Source organism: Thermoactinospora rubra (genome assembly GCF_002093975.1).
GTDB lineage: Bacteria > Actinomycetota > Actinomycetes > Streptosporangiales > Streptosporangiaceae > Nonomuraea > Nonomuraea rubra_A.
In genome coordinates this window covers 68,953-83,666 of record NZ_MSZZ01000045.1, presented here as the reverse complement: position 1 = coordinate 83,666, position 14,714 = coordinate 68,953, and the positions used below count along the sequence as shown (strand labels likewise).

The 14,714-nt window shown below is 69.9% G+C and carries 18 protein-coding genes; 10 read left to right on the top strand and 8 right to left on the bottom strand.

All coding sequences use genetic code 11. From position 1 onward, the window contains the following. Positions 1 to 426 (top strand): hypothetical protein, encoded by a 426-nt coding sequence (locus BSB02_RS30520; protein WP_084964169.1) that lies wholly within the window; start codon positions 1 to 3, stop codon positions 424 to 426. Positions 427 to 521: 95 nt separating this feature from the next. Then, a complete protein-coding gene (locus BSB02_RS30515; protein ID WP_084964167.1) occupies positions 522 to 887 on the top strand; it encodes a DUF2516 family protein in 366 nt (121 codons plus the stop codon). A gap of 54 nt (positions 888 to 941) precedes the next feature. Here the strand turns inward: BSB02_RS30515 and BSB02_RS30510 are convergent, their stop codons facing one another. Further along, entirely contained in the window at positions 942 to 1,490 is a 549-nt protein-coding gene (locus tag BSB02_RS30510) for an SGNH/GDSL hydrolase family protein (RefSeq protein WP_206184974.1), read from the bottom strand. A gap of 167 nt (positions 1,491 to 1,657) precedes the next feature. Between BSB02_RS30510 and BSB02_RS30505 the strand changes: the two genes are divergently transcribed. Continuing rightward, a complete protein-coding gene (locus BSB02_RS30505) occupies positions 1,658 to 2,392 on the top strand; it encodes an alanyl-tRNA editing protein (protein ID WP_084964163.1) in 735 nt (244 codons plus the stop codon). A 210-nt stretch (positions 2,393 to 2,602) separates the two neighbouring features. Here BSB02_RS30505 and BSB02_RS30500 read toward each other — a convergent pair whose 3' ends face one another. Together BSB02_RS30500 and BSB02_RS30495 are read right to left on the bottom strand one after the other, a co-directional pair. Beyond that, positions 2,603 to 3,328 carry a 5-formyltetrahydrofolate cyclo-ligase gene (locus BSB02_RS30500; protein WP_084964161.1) on the bottom strand — a complete coding sequence of 242 codons (726 nt, stop codon included), beginning with the start codon at positions 3,326 to 3,328 and terminating at the stop codon, positions 2,603 to 2,605. A gap of 12 nt (positions 3,329 to 3,340) precedes the next feature. Continuing rightward, positions 3,341 to 4,501 carry a helix-turn-helix transcriptional regulator gene (locus BSB02_RS30495; protein WP_084964159.1) on the bottom strand — a complete coding sequence of 387 codons (1,161 nt, stop codon included), beginning with the start codon at positions 4,499 to 4,501 and terminating at the stop codon, positions 3,341 to 3,343. Between the two features lie 149 nt (positions 4,502 to 4,650). On the opposite strand from BSB02_RS30495, the gene BSB02_RS30490 reads away from it, so the two are divergent. The 4 genes from BSB02_RS30490 (at position 4,651) to BSB02_RS30475 (ending at position 6,982) form a co-directional block, all read left to right on the top strand. Then, positions 4,651 to 5,082, top strand: a complete 432-nt coding sequence (locus BSB02_RS30490; protein ID WP_084964157.1) for an ATP-binding protein — start codon at positions 4,651 to 4,653, stop codon at positions 5,080 to 5,082. Continuing rightward, on the top strand, positions 5,079 to 5,534 hold the full coding sequence (locus tag BSB02_RS30485; protein WP_084964155.1) for an SAM-dependent methyltransferase: 456 nt from the start codon (positions 5,079 to 5,081) through the stop codon (positions 5,532 to 5,534). Before BSB02_RS30490 ends, BSB02_RS30485 begins: the two co-directional genes overlap by 4 nt. 342 nt (positions 5,535 to 5,876) lie before the next feature. Next, positions 5,877 to 6,440 carry a Rossmann-fold NAD(P)-binding domain-containing protein gene (locus tag BSB02_RS30480; RefSeq protein ID WP_143591331.1) on the top strand — a complete coding sequence of 188 codons (564 nt, stop codon included), beginning with the start codon at positions 5,877 to 5,879 and terminating at the stop codon, positions 6,438 to 6,440. Next, positions 6,437 to 6,982: an NUDIX hydrolase gene (locus tag BSB02_RS30475; RefSeq protein WP_084964152.1), complete on the top strand. Its 546-nt coding sequence runs from the start codon at positions 6,437 to 6,439 to the stop codon at positions 6,980 to 6,982. Before BSB02_RS30480 ends, BSB02_RS30475 begins: the two co-directional genes overlap by 4 nt. A gap of 63 nt (positions 6,983 to 7,045) precedes the next feature. Here the strand turns inward: BSB02_RS30475 and BSB02_RS30470 are convergent, their stop codons facing one another. The 3 genes from BSB02_RS30470 to BSB02_RS30460 all read right to left on the bottom strand — a co-directional run bounded on the left by BSB02_RS30470 (position 7,046) and on the right by BSB02_RS30460 (position 9,257). Continuing rightward, positions 7,046 to 8,155, bottom strand: a complete 1,110-nt coding sequence (locus BSB02_RS30470) for a serine hydrolase domain-containing protein (RefSeq protein WP_206184973.1) — start codon at positions 8,153 to 8,155, stop codon at positions 7,046 to 7,048. A gap of 383 nt (positions 8,156 to 8,538) precedes the next feature. Further along, the gene (locus BSB02_RS30465) at positions 8,539 to 9,024 is read right to left on the bottom strand and encodes a Clp protease N-terminal domain-containing protein (RefSeq protein ID WP_084964148.1); all 486 of its coding nucleotides are present in this window, start codon (positions 9,022 to 9,024) and stop codon (positions 8,539 to 8,541) included. Next, on the bottom strand, positions 9,021 to 9,257 hold the full coding sequence (locus BSB02_RS30460) for a hypothetical protein (protein ID WP_084964146.1): 237 nt from the start codon (positions 9,255 to 9,257) through the stop codon (positions 9,021 to 9,023). Before BSB02_RS30460 ends, BSB02_RS30465 begins: the two co-directional genes overlap by 4 nt. 254 nt (positions 9,258 to 9,511) lie before the next feature. Between BSB02_RS30460 and BSB02_RS30455 the strand changes: the two genes are divergently transcribed. Continuing rightward, on the top strand, positions 9,512 to 11,122 hold the full coding sequence (locus tag BSB02_RS30455) for a DUF2207 domain-containing protein (protein WP_084964145.1): 1,611 nt from the start codon (positions 9,512 to 9,514) through the stop codon (positions 11,120 to 11,122). Positions 11,123 to 11,161: 39 nt separating this feature from the next. Beyond that, positions 11,162 to 12,262: a serine hydrolase domain-containing protein gene (locus BSB02_RS30450; protein WP_084964143.1), complete on the top strand. Its 1,101-nt coding sequence runs from the start codon at positions 11,162 to 11,164 to the stop codon at positions 12,260 to 12,262. Between the two features lie 95 nt (positions 12,263 to 12,357). Here the strand turns inward: BSB02_RS30450 and BSB02_RS30445 are convergent, their stop codons facing one another. Further along, on the bottom strand, positions 12,358 to 13,299 hold the full coding sequence (locus tag BSB02_RS30445) for an asparaginase (RefSeq protein ID WP_084964141.1): 942 nt from the start codon (positions 13,297 to 13,299) through the stop codon (positions 12,358 to 12,360). Positions 13,300 to 13,348: 49 nt separating this feature from the next. Here BSB02_RS30445 and dtd point away from each other — a divergent pair, with 49 nt between their 5' ends. Next, entirely contained in the window at positions 13,349 to 13,774 is a 426-nt protein-coding gene (gene dtd / locus BSB02_RS30440) for a D-aminoacyl-tRNA deacylase (protein ID WP_084964139.1), read from the top strand. Here the strand turns inward: dtd and ygfZ are convergent. Beyond that, a complete protein-coding gene (gene ygfZ / locus BSB02_RS30435; protein WP_084964137.1) occupies positions 13,771 to 14,709 on the bottom strand; it encodes a CAF17-like 4Fe-4S cluster assembly/insertion protein YgfZ in 939 nt (312 codons plus the stop codon). The genes dtd and ygfZ overlap by 4 nt on opposite strands. Positions 14,710 to 14,714 lie beyond the last annotated feature (5 nt).

The window sequence follows — 14,714 nt, the reverse complement described above, 5'->3', positions numbered from 1 at the left end:
ATGACGCTCGCCACCGAGGTCAAGAAGCTCACCGAGTCCAAGCCGTTCTATGCGGTCGCGGGCGCCGGCGACTACGTCGTCGAGAAGCTCCGCGAGCTGCCCGAACAGTTCCAGAAGCTCCGCGAGGCCGACCTGGCCAAGGAGCTGCCCGAGCGCACCCGCGCCTACGCGACCAAGGCCGAGAACCTGGTGCGCGACCTGCCGGTCAAGGCCCGCGAGTACGCCGACCAGCTCGGCCACCGCGCCGCCGAGGTCTACGAGGCCTCCGTCAGCCGCGGCCGCAAGGTCGTCAGCAAGGTGAGCGGCGAGGCCGCGCTGGAGCTGGAGGAGGCCGCGGTGGAGATGGAGAAGGTCTCCACGGCGGCCGAGCCGCCCAAGGCCGCCCCGGCTCGCAAGACCCGCACGACCACGGCCACCAAGGCCTGAGCCCGCCGGGAAGGCCCGCCTTGATCGAGGCGGGCCTTTCGCGTGCCTTCCCCGTATAGGCTGGGGACCGTCAGCGCGACACGGGCGGAGCGAACATGACTGTCATCAACGGCGTCCTGAACCTGTTGTTCCTGCTGCTCGCCACGGGCATCTTCGGGATGTCCGTCTATGCCCTGATCCACGCCGTCAGGGTGCACCCGACCGCGTTCGCGGCGGCGGGCAAGCTCAACAAGAACCTGTGGCTGCTCATCCTGGCCCTGGCCACGCTGTTCTCGGCCGCCGGCGCCTGGTCCTACCTCCAGGCCTTCATGCTGGTCGGCGGCATGCAGTTCATCGGCATCGGGCTCGGGCTGTTCTCGGTCCTCGCCGTGATCGCGGCCATGGTCTACATCGTCGACGTCAGGCCCGCCGTGAAGGGCATGGGCCGTGGCGGCTCGCAGGGGCCGTACGGTCCCTGGTGAGCGGCCCGCGCCGCCCGTCCGCGCCATTTCGCCTTCCGGCTGGGAGTCCTGCCGCTAAGCGACCTGCCGCAGCGCCTCGGCCAGCCAGCGGCCGATGACCTTGTGCCCCTCCGCCGTCGGGTGGATGCGGTCGGGCAGCACCAGTCTCGTACGGCCCGCCGTCCAGCGCTGCCGCATCGGGTCGAGGAACGGCACGCCCTCCCGGGCGGCGACCTCGGCCAGCGCGTCCCTCACCCCGTAGGCCTCGCGCGGCGGCCGTCCCATCCACATCGGGCCGACCAGCACCGTGGTGGCGCGTGGCCAGCGGGCCTTCACCTGCCACAGCAGCGCGGCGGCGGCCTGCCGTACCCGCTGCGGGCTCCAGCGGCGGTCGTTGTGGCCGCCGGAGATCACCAGGACGTCGGGCTCGGGCCGCCAGGCCAGCTCGGCCAGGAACGAGTCCAGGAACGTGCGCCCGACCCGGCCCGGGTTCACGAAGCCCGTCCCGCCCGCGCCCGCGATCACCGGCTGCCAGCCCAGCAGGCGGGCGGCCTGCGTGGCGTAGGCCCGCCAGGCGGGCACCGGGCCGGACCCCACGGTGAAGCTGTCGCCGAGGACCATCATCACCGGCGTGCCGCGCGGAGACGGGGCGGGCGTGGGACTGGTTTCCCCCGCAGCACACGTGCATCCCGCAATAAGCGCACATATCACCACAAGCGCGGCGGCCGGATCCGTCAATCGGCGATGCAGCAGGCCGCGCATGACCACCTCGATGGTTCTAGGCTGCCGATATGAGCTTCGATCTCCATGGACGCACGCAACGTCTGGAGCTGACCGACCAGAACCTGCGCTCCTTCGAGGCCGTCGTGCTCGACTCGTCGCCCGAGGGGATCGTCTTGAGCAGGTCGGCATTCTATCCGGGCGGCGGTGGCCAGCCGGCGGATCACGGAACTCTCCTGTGGCAGGGCGTGGAAACCCGCATCGTCGGCGCGCGCAAGGGCGACGACCTCTATCTCATCCCGGCCGAGGGCGACCCCGTCCCGCCGGTGGGCACCACGGTCAGGGGCGCGGTGGCCGACGAGCGGCGCTCGGCGCTCATGCGCACGCACTCGGGGCTGCACGTGCTGTGCGGGGTGGTCTTCCGCGACTACGGGGCGCTGGTGACGGGCGGGAACATGGAGCCTTATAGCGCGCGCATGGACTTCAACCTGCCGGAGGTGCCGCCGGGGTTCAAGGAGGCGGTGGAGGAGGCGTGCAACGCCGAGATCGTGGCGGATCGGCGGATCGACATCCGGGTGCTGCCGCGTGAGGAGGCCTTCGCGATCCCGGACATCATCCGCACCGCCACCAACCTGGTGCCGCCGGAGGTGGAGCAGGTGCGGATCGTGGACATCGTCGGGCTGGACACGCAGGCCGACGGGGGTACGCACGTGGCGTCGACCAAGCAGATCGGGCGGATCAAGGTGGCGAAGATCGAGAGCAAGGGGCGGGGATTCCGGCGGCTGCGCATCACGGTCTCCGACTGAGCGCACTTCACTCGTTCTTGCTTGTTGTACGGCGTGGGCCTTCGCTCTTGGCGCGCTTCGCGCGTTTTGGGGCTCCGGGCTCCCCTCAGCGGGGGGCCGAGCCCCCCGCGACCCCCTGGCAGGGGCCTCCCGAGCATAGGGCGATTACGGATCATCGGCGTTCAAATGTGGGAGGCCCGCGCCAAGCCAAGCCGATGATCAATCGGACCGCTACGAGCGCAGGCGCTTGCTCTCCCGAGCCTCGAGGACCGGAATGGCGGCTACCTTGTCCGCGGGCATGCTCGACCAGATCAGCCCGCTCGGCCGGGGCGAGCGGGGACAGGTGATGACGTCTTGCTCGGTGACGATCATGTCGACGCGGAAGTCGTGTTCCGCCTCGGGCAACGGCTCGTCCAGCACCTGAAGCGAGTGGACGGTGGTCACGATGACGGTGTCGTCGTTGACGAGACCCTCTTCTATCAAAAGCGCCACCTCGATGTCCGAATAACCCGCGCCCTTGCCCAGCCGTACCCCTTGGCGGTTCACGGCGACGGTGCCGCACACGACCAGGTCGATGGGACGCATGTCCTCGACGCCCACGCGTGGGCTGGCCGTCGCGGCGACGCGGCCGGTGGCGGCCTCATGCGGCGGTACCGACAAGTCGGCCGGGTCTATCAGGTAGAACGGCTGGATTGAGGCGATCTTCGGGACGGCCATGTAGAGGACCTTGCCGTCGGCGAGCGCTCGCGCCCGGACGGGGAGCTGCGCGGTATCCGGGTTGGCCTTGACGGTTCGAGCCTTCCGCCAGGGAGCCGTCGCGGCGAGCAGTTCGGCGGCGCGGTCGGATCCGGCGAAGTCGGGAATGTATCCCCGGGCGTCAGGAGTGGAGATCCCGGCTTCGATGAGGGCGGCCCACACCCGCTCCCGGACAGCGTTCTTCTCGGCGTCAAGGCTCATACGCCAACCTCATCATGTGGTCATCATGGCGAACAGCCGGTCGCTGATGTCCTGTACCCACGGCTCGTGGCGCCATGGTGCCAGCTCGCGCCCCGCCGTGAAGGCGACGTTCATCCCGCCGCCTCCACGGGTCTGCTCGATCAAGTCGATTGCCGCGTGCAGCGTGCCGCAGGCTTCCTCCAGCTTGCCTTGCCGGATGTAGGCCAGGGTGAGGTTGCCCAGCACGATGGACTGGGACTTCTTCCACTGAACCAGGCGGCGTGCGGTGCGTGTGAGGATCTCTTCGGCCTTGCCGTTCACTCCCAGGAACAGGTAGCAAGACCCGGCGAGACGATCGAACTGCGACGGCGAGAACATGGGCAGCGCCTCGTCGTCCGGGCGGATGGCGGCGAAGCTGTCCTCCGCGGCGTTCAGGGCCTTTTCGCATGCGCGGCGTTCGCCGAGCATCGCGTGTGCCTCGCCGGCATGAAGGTGCCCCAGGCCGGTGAGGACATTGCTCACCGACCGGCTGACGAGCGTCGTCTCCTCACAGAGCCTCAGCCCTTCCCGCGGATCCTTGGTCCCGTAGAGCGCGACGAAGCCCTTGCGTAGCTGGGCATGTGCCTCGAGAACCGGGTCAGCGATCTCCCGGGCCGCGTGGATCGCCTGGTCGAAGTACTGCAGTGGCACCACGGCATCGCGTCGCTGGGACGCGTCCCAGACGAGTTGCCCCATCAAGGTGGCCGATTCCGCGACTGAGCAGGCGAGCTGGCGCCGGACCCGTCCGGGCGGGGCGTAGCGGTGCAGGAGGGTGATGTGGCTGTGGCACTGGCCGGCAGCTGCCAGGAGCGAGGCCGCTGGTGCGGCGTCGTACACGGCGTTGAGCCGCTCGATCTCCTGAGCCAGATGCGCGGCTGTCACCAGGTCGACGGCGGAGGGATGGCGCAGGACGTAAGCCAGACGTTCGTCGTCTGACTCCTCCGTTGAGGGCGAGGCGAGGATCTGATCGAGTTCCTCCAGGGTGAGCTGAAGGGCGGCAGCGAGTTGGGGTCGGTGCCACGGCCGAGGTTCCGTTTCGCCGCTCTCCCAGCGCACGACTGTGGATCGCTCGACGCCAACGGCATACGCGAATGCCTCTTGGGAGAATCCGAGTGCCTTGCGCCGCTGTGCGAGCTTTTGTCGTCGTATTGGCATGCCGCCGTTCCTCCCGCGACATTGACAGGAGCTCACTTGCAGTATTCCCCGTGTTCCCGCAGGTTACAGGCCTAATGCGGCATTGATGCGTCGTTCCTGCACGCTTTCGCTCTGGAGGCGAAGCCCGCTTCGGCGTTTCCTTCAGGGCTATGACAACCCCCCTGGCAAGCGGCGTTTTCTGGCGCGCTTACACCCTCTCGCCCGTCAAGGCAGCTGTGCCTGCCGCGCGCACCTGGGTCCGGCAGATGCTCAAGCGATGGGACCTGGCTCACTTCGTCGAGCGCGCCGAGCTCCTGGTCTCCGAACTCCTCACCAACGCGATCACCCACGCCAGCGCGAACGGAGCCTCCGTCGGGATCGTGCTGACGTACGGGTCCGGCACGCTCCGGCTCGAGGTCCGCGACCGCAACGCGAGCAAGCTGCCCGTCCCGCACGAGCCGGTGGCCGATGCGGAACGTGGGCGCGGGCTGCGGATCGTCGGCGTCTACGCCGATCGCTGGGCTGTGGATATCACGCGGGACGGCAAGACGGTCTGGTGCGAGCTGGACGCTCCGCTGCAAAGCGAAGGCCATCTTCCATGATCGAGTACAACCGCGGCTCCCCGTGCATCGACATCACGACGCCCAGCGTGGCTTGGATCCACGACTACCTCCTGGGCAGCGAGGCCCATTTCGGCTCCGATCGAATGGCGGCGGAGAAGCTCAAGGTCACGATTCCGGGCATCGCCGAGTGTCTGCGAGATGACCGCACGTTCCTCAGCCGCGCGGTAAAGCACCTCATGGTCAAGGCCGGAATCCGGCAGTTCATCGTCATCGGCTCCGGCCTCCCGACTCAGGGCAACGTCCACGATCGGCCGGGTGCCGGTAGTCATGAGCGGGTTCGCGAGTGCTTCACCGGATTGCGGCTCCTCGAACCGGGAGTCGTCGACGTCCACCATCGGCGCCCTGACTGGGGCACGACTGGCTCGGCTACGCCCACGATGTTCCATGGCGGCGTGGGGCAAAAGCCTCTCCTCTGGGCTTTGACAGGTTGATGGCGATGTCGCTCTTCGATTCGCCTTCCTGCTACAGCCCGCACGTTCGCAAGTCCACACCATGGTCACAGGCATTGGATTGGGACGAGCCGCGTCCAGGCGAGCGCAGGCGCGTGATCACATGGACGTGCGGCTGCCAGACACCGTCCTACGAGTTGTGCGCCGCCGGTGGCCTGTACTTCATCAGGCGCATCGCAGCCACCTCCATCCACGAGAGCACCAGATGGCGTTACCGAGAGGCCGAGGCGACATGGTCGGCCTTGCTCAAGGGTGAGGTCCACTGACCGGCCAAGCGTCGCACACACCTAACGGCGCACGACTTTCCGCTGGCAATCCAGGAGGATGATCCGTATTGGAAGACTTCGAGCGCAGCCGTATCGATGCCTTCTTCCGCTGCATCGCCGACGCCGCCCCCGCTACCACCTACGACATCAACCCGTCCGGCGCGTCCTGGCCCTGTCCCAGGGCTACCGCACCGCCGCCACCCTTGCCGAGGGCCTGTCCGGTGCGGGCATCGTGGTGTGCGCCACCGGCAACATGGCCCTACGCGAGGAGGATTTCGGGCGGATCGCCAACGGCGCCTACATCGCCTCCGTCACCAGCAGCGACGACGAACTGGAGCTGTCGGCCCTGAACGGGCTGTACATCCGCCTCGCCGTCGAGCCGCACGTGGTCCGCTACGCGCGTACCGGCCACTACTTCTACGTCCTGGCCGACGGCAACGCCGTCAACTTCCTGCACGGCGCCAGCGTCGGCCCGTTCATCCTGCTGGTCCAGGCCGAGATCCTCGCCGCCCTGGCTCTCGTCGCCTCCCGCGATCACGACCCGGGCATGTGGGAGGTTCCCGCCGAAGTCCGGCAGTCGATTGCGGCTGTCTGGCTCGCCTACTTCCATGAGGTGCCATGACCGTCACTCGAGACGAGATCCACACCGTTCTGGCCCGGTATCTCGCCGCCCACCCCGACCGCGCCGTCGGCATCGCCCAGCTGTCCGAGGCACTCGACCGTCCCCAGGACCTGGCCTCCCGCTCCACCTTCCCCCTGCATGTCACCTGCAGCGCCGCCGCCATCGACGACCGCAACCGGGTTCTGATGATCCACCACCGGGCCCTGGACCGCTGGCTGCTGCCCGGCGGCCACGTCGAGCCGACCGACCGCAGCCTGTACGGCGCGGCGCTGCGTGAGCTTGAGGAGGAGACCGGCATCCCCTGGCAGCACGCCGTCTCCCCGCCCGGTCACGACGTCATCCCCGTGGACATCGACATCCACGAGATCCCCGCCAACCCGGCCAAGGGCGAACCGCGGCACTGGCACGCCGACTTCCGCTACGCCTTCTGGGCCAAGGACAGCCCGATCGTCATCCAGCCCGAGGAGATCGTCGCGTTCGACTGGCGGCCCCGCCACGACCTGCCCACGACTGCTCTCGCCGAGAGAATCGCCGTCATCTGACGCCTCGGCGCCGGAGGACGGAAAGAGGGTTTGGCGCCGTGACGTCGGGTGGCGGTGCCGCTTCTACGAGGCCGGGTGCCCGGAGGATCGCGGGCAGAAGCGGGTTTCGAGGAGCAAGCTGAAGGTCTTCAGGAAGTCGTTCCAGTCGCCGTTGATGTTGCTCACCAGCGTGTCGGTGCCGTGGCGGTTGCCCATCGCGTAGGTCGTCGAGCCCTGGATGAAGCCGCCGCCGCCCCACAGCGTGACCCCGCACGAGAGCTTCTGGGAGTAGACGCCGAGGCCGTACCTGGTGTTGGGGACCCAGCCCGAGCCCTCGGTCGAGACGGTGGTGAACATCTCCCTCTGCAGGGCGGGCGGCAGGAGGCGGCCGCCCAGCAGGGCCCGCAGGAACCGCTGCAGGTCCGAGGTCGTCGAGACCATGCCGCCGGCGGCCCAGGCCCAGCTCAGGTCCGCGTTGGTCACGTCGTGGATCTCCGTGGGACGGCCGGCCCGGTCGAACTTCGAGTAGTGCCGGGCGTGCGGATCGCGCATGGTGTTGTCGGCGCCCGGCAGGTAGGTGCCCGTCAGGCGCAGCGGGCGGGCGATGCGGCGCTCGATCTCCTGGGCGAGGGTCGAGCCGGTCGCACGTTCGACGATCATTCCGGCGAGGTTGTAGTTGACCTTGGAGTAGATGAAGCGCTTGCCGGGCTCCTCGGGGCGCGGGGTCTCCTGGCCGAGGACGGCGTCGGGCAGTCCGCTGGTGTGGTTGAGCAGTTGCCTGATGGTGATCTTGGTGCCGTCCGCGCCGAGATGCTCCTCGACCACGCCGGGCAGCCACCTGGCCACCGTGTCGTCCAGGGTCAGCCTGCCCTCGGCGACCAGGTGCAGGATCACCGTGGCGGTGAACGCCTTGGTGAAGCTTCCGATGCGGAAGTGCTCGCCCGGCCGGCGCTTGCGGCCGGTCGTCATGTCGGCCACGCCTGCCGTACCGAACCATGGCTTGCCGTGGCCGTTTCTGAGTTCGGCGACGATGCCGGGGCCGCCGCCGTCGGTCACGGCCCGCTCAAGCGCGCGCTGGATCTCGGCGTGACCTCGGCCGTGGTCGGCTGCCGAGGCGGCGGCGGGGGCCGTCATGGCACTTCCCGCCACGGTCAGGGCGGCGAGCAGGCCCACGTGGACACGGAACATCAACATTTTGCCTCCTTGGGCATGAAGTGGGCATGGGAGAAGGGCTGGAGGTGGAGAGGGTGGATCAGGTACGGCGATGCCGGACAAGGCTGCGCCGATAGGACCCAGGAGAACGCGAAAGAAGGCCGCTGAAGGTCGCGGTGGGCGCTGTCGGCCGATCTCTTCGGATCGCCTCGCCGTCAGGGGGCGAGAAGTTTCACCGGCAGGGGGCAATGAGGCTCGCCGTCAAAAGGCGATGAGAGGTGTCGTCTGGCAGGACGTGCCTGTTGTCTCGTGTGCTCGGGAGCGAAGCGCCGGTGCTCCGGGCCGGGGAAGGGCAGCGTGCTCGCTGCTCGAAGCCGTCGTTTGCTCGTTGTCGTCGTTACTCGTCGCGGTCGTTTAGCGGTCGTTTATTCGACGCCGTCGCCGGCGATGGCGTCGCGGACGCGGTTCAGCAGGTCGGCGCGATCGACCCCGGCCAGAGCCAGGGCGCGTGGCACCGTACCGACCTCGGCCTGCAGGATCCCGAGCAGCACGTGCGCCGGCCGCAGGTCCTTCTTGCGCGGCGCCGAGGCGAAGGCCCGTTCAAGAGCCAGCTTGCCCGTCGCGCCGATGTCGGGCGGGCGCTTGGACGGCATGCTCGGCCGGGGCAGGTTGAAGGCGGCGCGAGACACCCCGACCGCGCTCAGGCTGTGGTCGAACTCCCGGTCGAGGGCGGCCAGGACCGCCTGGTAGTCGAGGCCGGCGGAGGCCAGGACGCGCTGCGGGGCGGTGCCCTCCTGGGCCGCGACGGCCAGCAGGAGGTGCTGGGCCTCGATCGTCGCCGATCCCTGCCTGCGCGCCTCGGTCGCGGCTTCCATGATGACCGTATGGAGGTATGCGTCGATCGGGCTCATGGTGAACGTCTCCTCAGCTTGACGCCCGCGGCGATGAGCCGCTTGGCGTGCTTCCTATGGACCGCCTGGCGGGTCACGCCGAGAGCCTCGGCGACCTGCGGCCAGCTCCAGCCCGCGCGCATCGCCTGCTCGACGGCGGCGTCCTCCAGCTGGTCGGCCAGGCGCCGCAGCGCCACCACGGCCGCCAAGGCGTCGGCAGGGTCCTGGGGGACGGGGATCTCACTCGCGGACATGCAAGCAACATTAATTGACTAAATCGAAGTTAGTCAACACAAGTTGCTTAACGGTGAGACGACTCGCCGCGAGCGTGCCGCCGGTGCTGCGTGACCCCGGATTCGACGGCGGCGGCACGATGAGCGAAGGCCCATGCCTTTCCAGCACGGCAAAGGCCCAAGCCGCCGAGCCGGCCGCCTCACGTAACCCCTGATTCATCCGGCGGCAAAGGCACCCCCAGTTCCGTCAGGCAGACCCGATACGATGTGCCGCCATGACGGGAATCCGGATCACGCTGGCGGCGCTGGGGGCCGTCGCGCTGTCGCTGATCTCCTCCCCCGCGCTCTCCGCCCTGGTGCAGGCCCCGATCACCACCGAGGTGACCCTCGACCTCCGCCGGGACGGCGTGCTCCACGTCCAGGAGAAGATCACCGGTAGCGGCGAGCTGAAGCGGACGATCCTCACCAGCATCCGTCACGACGACGGTCACGACCGGGTCTACCAGCTCTCCGGCCTCAAGGGCGGCAAGCTCGACGGCGACGTGCTCACGGTCACCGCCCCGGCCACGCTCGAGTATGACGTCAAGGGCGCGGTGGCCCCGGCCGGCGGGGTCGAGGAGCTGCGCTGGTTCGCCGTGAGCGGGTGGAACGTCCCGGTGGAGAAGGCGACCGTCAAGGTGACCGGGCCCGGCCAGGTGCAGAACCTTTCGTGCTTCGCCGGCGAGCTGACCTCGGCCGTCGGCTGCACCACGGCCTCCATGGACCACGGCGGCACCCACGCCGAGTTCGAGCAGCAGGGCCTGCCCGCCGGCCAGGCGCTGACGGTGGTCGTGGGCTTCCCGGAGGGTGCGACCGGGGCCAGGCCGATCCTGGAGCGGCGGTTCTCGCTGGCCGCCGCCTTCACGCTGAACGCCGTCACCGGCGGCGCCCTGGCCGCGCTGCTGGTGCTACTGCTCGGTGGGGTGGCGCTGCTCTACTGGACCCGCGGGCGCGATGCCCGCGCCGTGGGCGCGAGCGAGAGCGTCAACCCGGTGCGCGACGGCCAGTTCTCCCCGCCCGACGGGGTACGGCCCGGCCAGATCGGCACGCTCGTCGACGAGCAGGCCGACGTGGTCGACGTCACCGCGACGATCGTCGACCTGGCGGTCCGCGGCTACCTGCGCATCGACGAGCAGCCGCGCGGCGCCTACGACGCGCCCGACTGGATGCTGGTCAAGCGGCCCAACGCGCCGGTCGAGGCGCTTTTGCCGTATGAGAAGGCCCTCTATGACGCGATCTTCGACGGCCGCGACTCCGTGCTGCTGTCGGAACTGTCGGGGTCCTTCGCGAGGAACCTGGGCAAGGTGCGGGACCTGCTCTACGCCGACGTGGTCACGCAGGGGTGGTTCGCCCGCCGTCCCGACACCGAGCGCACCCGCTGGACCACCATCGGGCTGGTGCTCATGGGCCTCGGCGTGGCGGGCACGGTGGCGCTGGCCTGGTTCACGACGTACGGCCTGCTGGGCCTCGCGGTCGTCATCGCGGGCGCCGCGCTCACGGTCGGCGGGCAGTACATGCCGGCCAAGACCGCCAAGGGCTCGGCCGCCCTCGCCCACACGCTGGCCTTCCGCGACTACCTGTCCTCCGGCCACATCGGCGACATCCCCGAGCAGCACCGCGTCGAGCTGTTCTCACGCTACCTGCCGTACGCCGTGATCTTCGACCTGGTCGACCACTGGTCGCGCGTGGTGGCCTCGGTGACCGGCGACGGGCACGAGGCCGACAACCTGTACTGGTACCACGGCCCCGCCGAGTGGGACCTGTCCAAGTTCGCCGCGTCGATGCGGACCTTCACCACGACGACCTCCGGCGCGATCTCGGCGACACGCCAGTTGAGATCGCTCTGACGCCGATGAGTTCCGCCCTCGCCGGCGGTCTGTCCTGGCATGAGCGATCTGCACAAGAGCATCCAGGCTGCCATCGACGAGCTGGTGGACTCGGGCGTCGAACGAGGCGTCCAGGTCGCCGTCTACCGTCGCGGTGAACTGGTCGTCGACGCGGTCGCGGGCGTCGCCGACCCGGCCACGGGCCTGCCGTTCACCTCCGGCACCCCCGTCTACGTCACCTCCACCGGCAAGGGCGTGAGCGCCGCCGTCGTCCACGTGCTGGCCGCCAAGGGCGTGCTCGACTACGACACGCCCATCGCGTCCCTGTGGCCGGAGTTCGCCGTCCACGGCAAGGACAAGGCGACCGTACGGCACGCGCTCACGCACCAGGTCGGCGTGCCGGGAGTCCCGGTCGACACGACGCCGGAGGACCTGGTCGACTACGACGGGATGTGCGCCACGATCGCCGCCGCCAAGCCGTGGTGGGAGCCGGGCACCAAGATGGGGTACCACCCGCAGACCTACATGTACATCGTGGCCGAGATCGTCCGGCGGGCGACGGGCAAGCCGATCTCTCAGGTGCTGCGCGAGGAGATCACGGGCCCGCTGGGCGTGGAGGACGAGGTGTACTTCGCCGTGCCGGCCTCGGAGCTGGGCCGCGTGGCGAGGATCGAGGATCCGGCGACGCCGATGGAGATGCCGCCGGAGATGATGGCGCAGATCCCGTTCTTCCGCGTGGTCGACGGCTTCACCGCCGCGCCCATGCGGGCGATGCCCGACGCGGCCTTCAGCAACCGGCCCGACGTGCTGACCTCCGAGATCGGGGCCACCATGACGGCCAGAGGGCTGGCCAAGGTCTACGACGCGCTCATGCATGGGCTCATCCCGGCCGAGCGCCTGCGTGAGGTGACCTCGCCGCAGGTCAGCGGGCTGGACGAGGTGGCGGGCATGGAGGCCACGTGGGGGCTGGGCTACTCGCTGCGGTTCCCGCTGGAGCGGGACACCATGTTCGGGATGGCGGGAAGCGGCGGCACCGCCGGCTTCGCGGACACGGCCACGGGCGTCTCGGTCGCGGTGACCAAGAACCGGATCTCCGCCGGAGAGTTCACCACCGTGCAGCGGATCGCCTCGCTCGTCTTCGAGCGGTCTCAAAGCCGCTAGAGCCGGATCAGACCCCGCTCGACGGCCTCCCGCACGGCCGCCGTCGCTCTGATCGCCGCCGGTGCGGTACGGCTGGGCCGTACGGCAGGAGACCGTCAGGAGGCGGCGTCCCCGGGCGGCTCCCGGTGAGCCCGCACCCGGATCTCGCCCACGGGGCGCCCGCCGCCCAGGAGCGGCGGCGTGGCCAGGGCGTCCAGCTCGGGGGCGTCCAGGCCGAGGGAGCGCAGGGCCGCGACGGTGACCGGGACGCGGGCGCGCTGGCCGCCGTCCTCGATCTTCACGACGCCCGCGCGGCCGTCCTCGAAGGCGAAGGCGTCGAACGCCTCGGCGCCCGCCTTCAGCATGAGGCCGGGGATGGCGCGCATGAGCTTGGCCTCGGGGCGGTGCGTGCCGGAGGTCCACTCGGGATGGGTCCGCATGGCGTCGAAGACGCGGCGCTCCAGCGAGTCGGCCGAGCTCAGCGGGAAGGCGCGGAAGGCACGCGCGACGCCGGCCATCGAGACGAAGAACAGCGGCGCGCCGCAGCCGTCCACCCCGGTCGCGGCCACGCGCTCGCCGGTCAGCTCCTCGACGGTGTCGCGGATGGCGCGCTGCAGCGGGTGGGTGGGCTCCAGGTAGGTGTCCAGCGGCCAGTCGTTGGCGGCGCAGGTGGCCAGCATCGCGGCGTGCTTGCCCGAGCAGTTCATGAAGATCCGGGCCTTGGCGGTCACCGACCGGTCGTCGGGGTGGTCCTCCGGGCACCGCAGCAGGCTCTCGTCCAGCCCGGCCCCGGCGAGGATCTTGCGCGCGCCGTCGACGTGGAACGCCTCGCCCGAGTGCGAGGCGCAGGCCAGCGCGAGCAGCTCGCCGTCCAGGTCCAGCCCGCTGCGCAGCATGCCGAGCGCCTGCAGGGGCTTCATCGAGGAGCGGGGCGAGACCACCGCGTCGACGGCTCCGTGGACGCGCACGGGCCTGCCGCCGGCGTCGACCGTGAGCATCCGCGCCCGGTGCACGGACTCCACGAACCCGGAACGGACAACCTCCACAACCAGCGACATTCCACTCCCCTTTCGCGAAGAGTCTAAGGGTCGGCCACAATGGGATCCCATGCGAGCTGTGGTGCAGCGGGTGAGCTCCGCGTCCGTGGTGGTCGACGGCCGGACCGTCGGCGAGATCGACGAGCCGGGCCTGCTGGTCCTCGTGGGCGTGACGCACACCGACACGCCTGAGGTCGCCGCCAAGATGGCCGCCAAGCTGTGGGGCCTGCGCATCCTGCACGGCGAGAAGTCGTGCTCCGACGTCGGCGCGCCGCTGCTCGTGGTGAGCCAGTTCACCCTCTACGGCGACACGCGCAAGGGCCGCCGCCCCACCTGGCAGGCCGCCGCGCCGGGACCGGTCGCCGAGCCGCTGGTGGAGGCCGTCTGCGCCGAGCTGCGCGCGCTCGGCGCGCACGTCGAGACCGGCAGCTTCGGCGCGGACATGAAGGTCTCGCTGGTCAACGACGGCCCCGTGACCCTCGTCGTCGACCTCTAGCGGATGCGGCGCCGCAGCGCGGGGTCGATCTGCACGTTGCGCCCGGCGTCCGGCGGGACGACGACCTCCTGCGTGGCCGCCACGCCCCCGGCCAGCAGCGTGGCGTCGACCGGGACCGTGCGCTTGACCACCGCCAGGGCGATCGGCCCCAGCTCGTGGTGCCGCGCCGACGAGCCGACCGTACCGACCTCCTGCCCGTCGTGCGTCACCGGCGCGCCGTGCGGCGGCAGGACGTCGACGCTGCCGTCGAGGTGCAGGAACACCAGCCGCCGCGGCGGGTGGCCGAGGTTGTGGACCCGCGCCACCGTCTCCTGCCCGCGGTAGCACCCCTTGTTCAGGTGTACGGCGGAGCCGATCCAGCCCACCTCGTGCGGGATCGTCTTGTGGTCGGTCTCGAAGCCCAGCCGCGGCTCGTGGCGCTCGATGCGCAACGCCTCGTACGCCCACAGCCCCGCCAGCGGCCTGCCCATGTGGCCGGGCAGCTCGGCCCGCGGCACGAGGAAGTCCTCGGTGGCCGTGGACAGCACCGCCAGGTCCTCCACCCGGGAGACCTCGACGCGGAGCATGAACCGCATGCGGTCCAGGTAGTCGATCAGGGCCGCCGATGTGCCGGGCTCGACGTGGGCCAGCACCGCCTCCCCGTCGTCGACCAGCGTGAGGTGGTGCTCCACCCGGCCCTGCGCGTCGAGGATGAGCGTCTGCGTCCACACGCCGGGCCGCAGGTCGGCGAGCTTCTGCGAGCTGAGGTCGTTGAGCCATTTCAGCCGGTCCGCCCCGGCGACGCGGACCACTTCCCGGTTGCTGCGGTCGACGATCGCCTCGCCCTTGGCCAGGGCGCGTTGCTCGGAGTAGAGGTCACCGTAGTGGGCGGCGACGTCGGCGTCGGGCGCGTCGGCCGCCACGGCTCCGGGAAGGTCGAGCAGTGGGCTGCGCATGATTC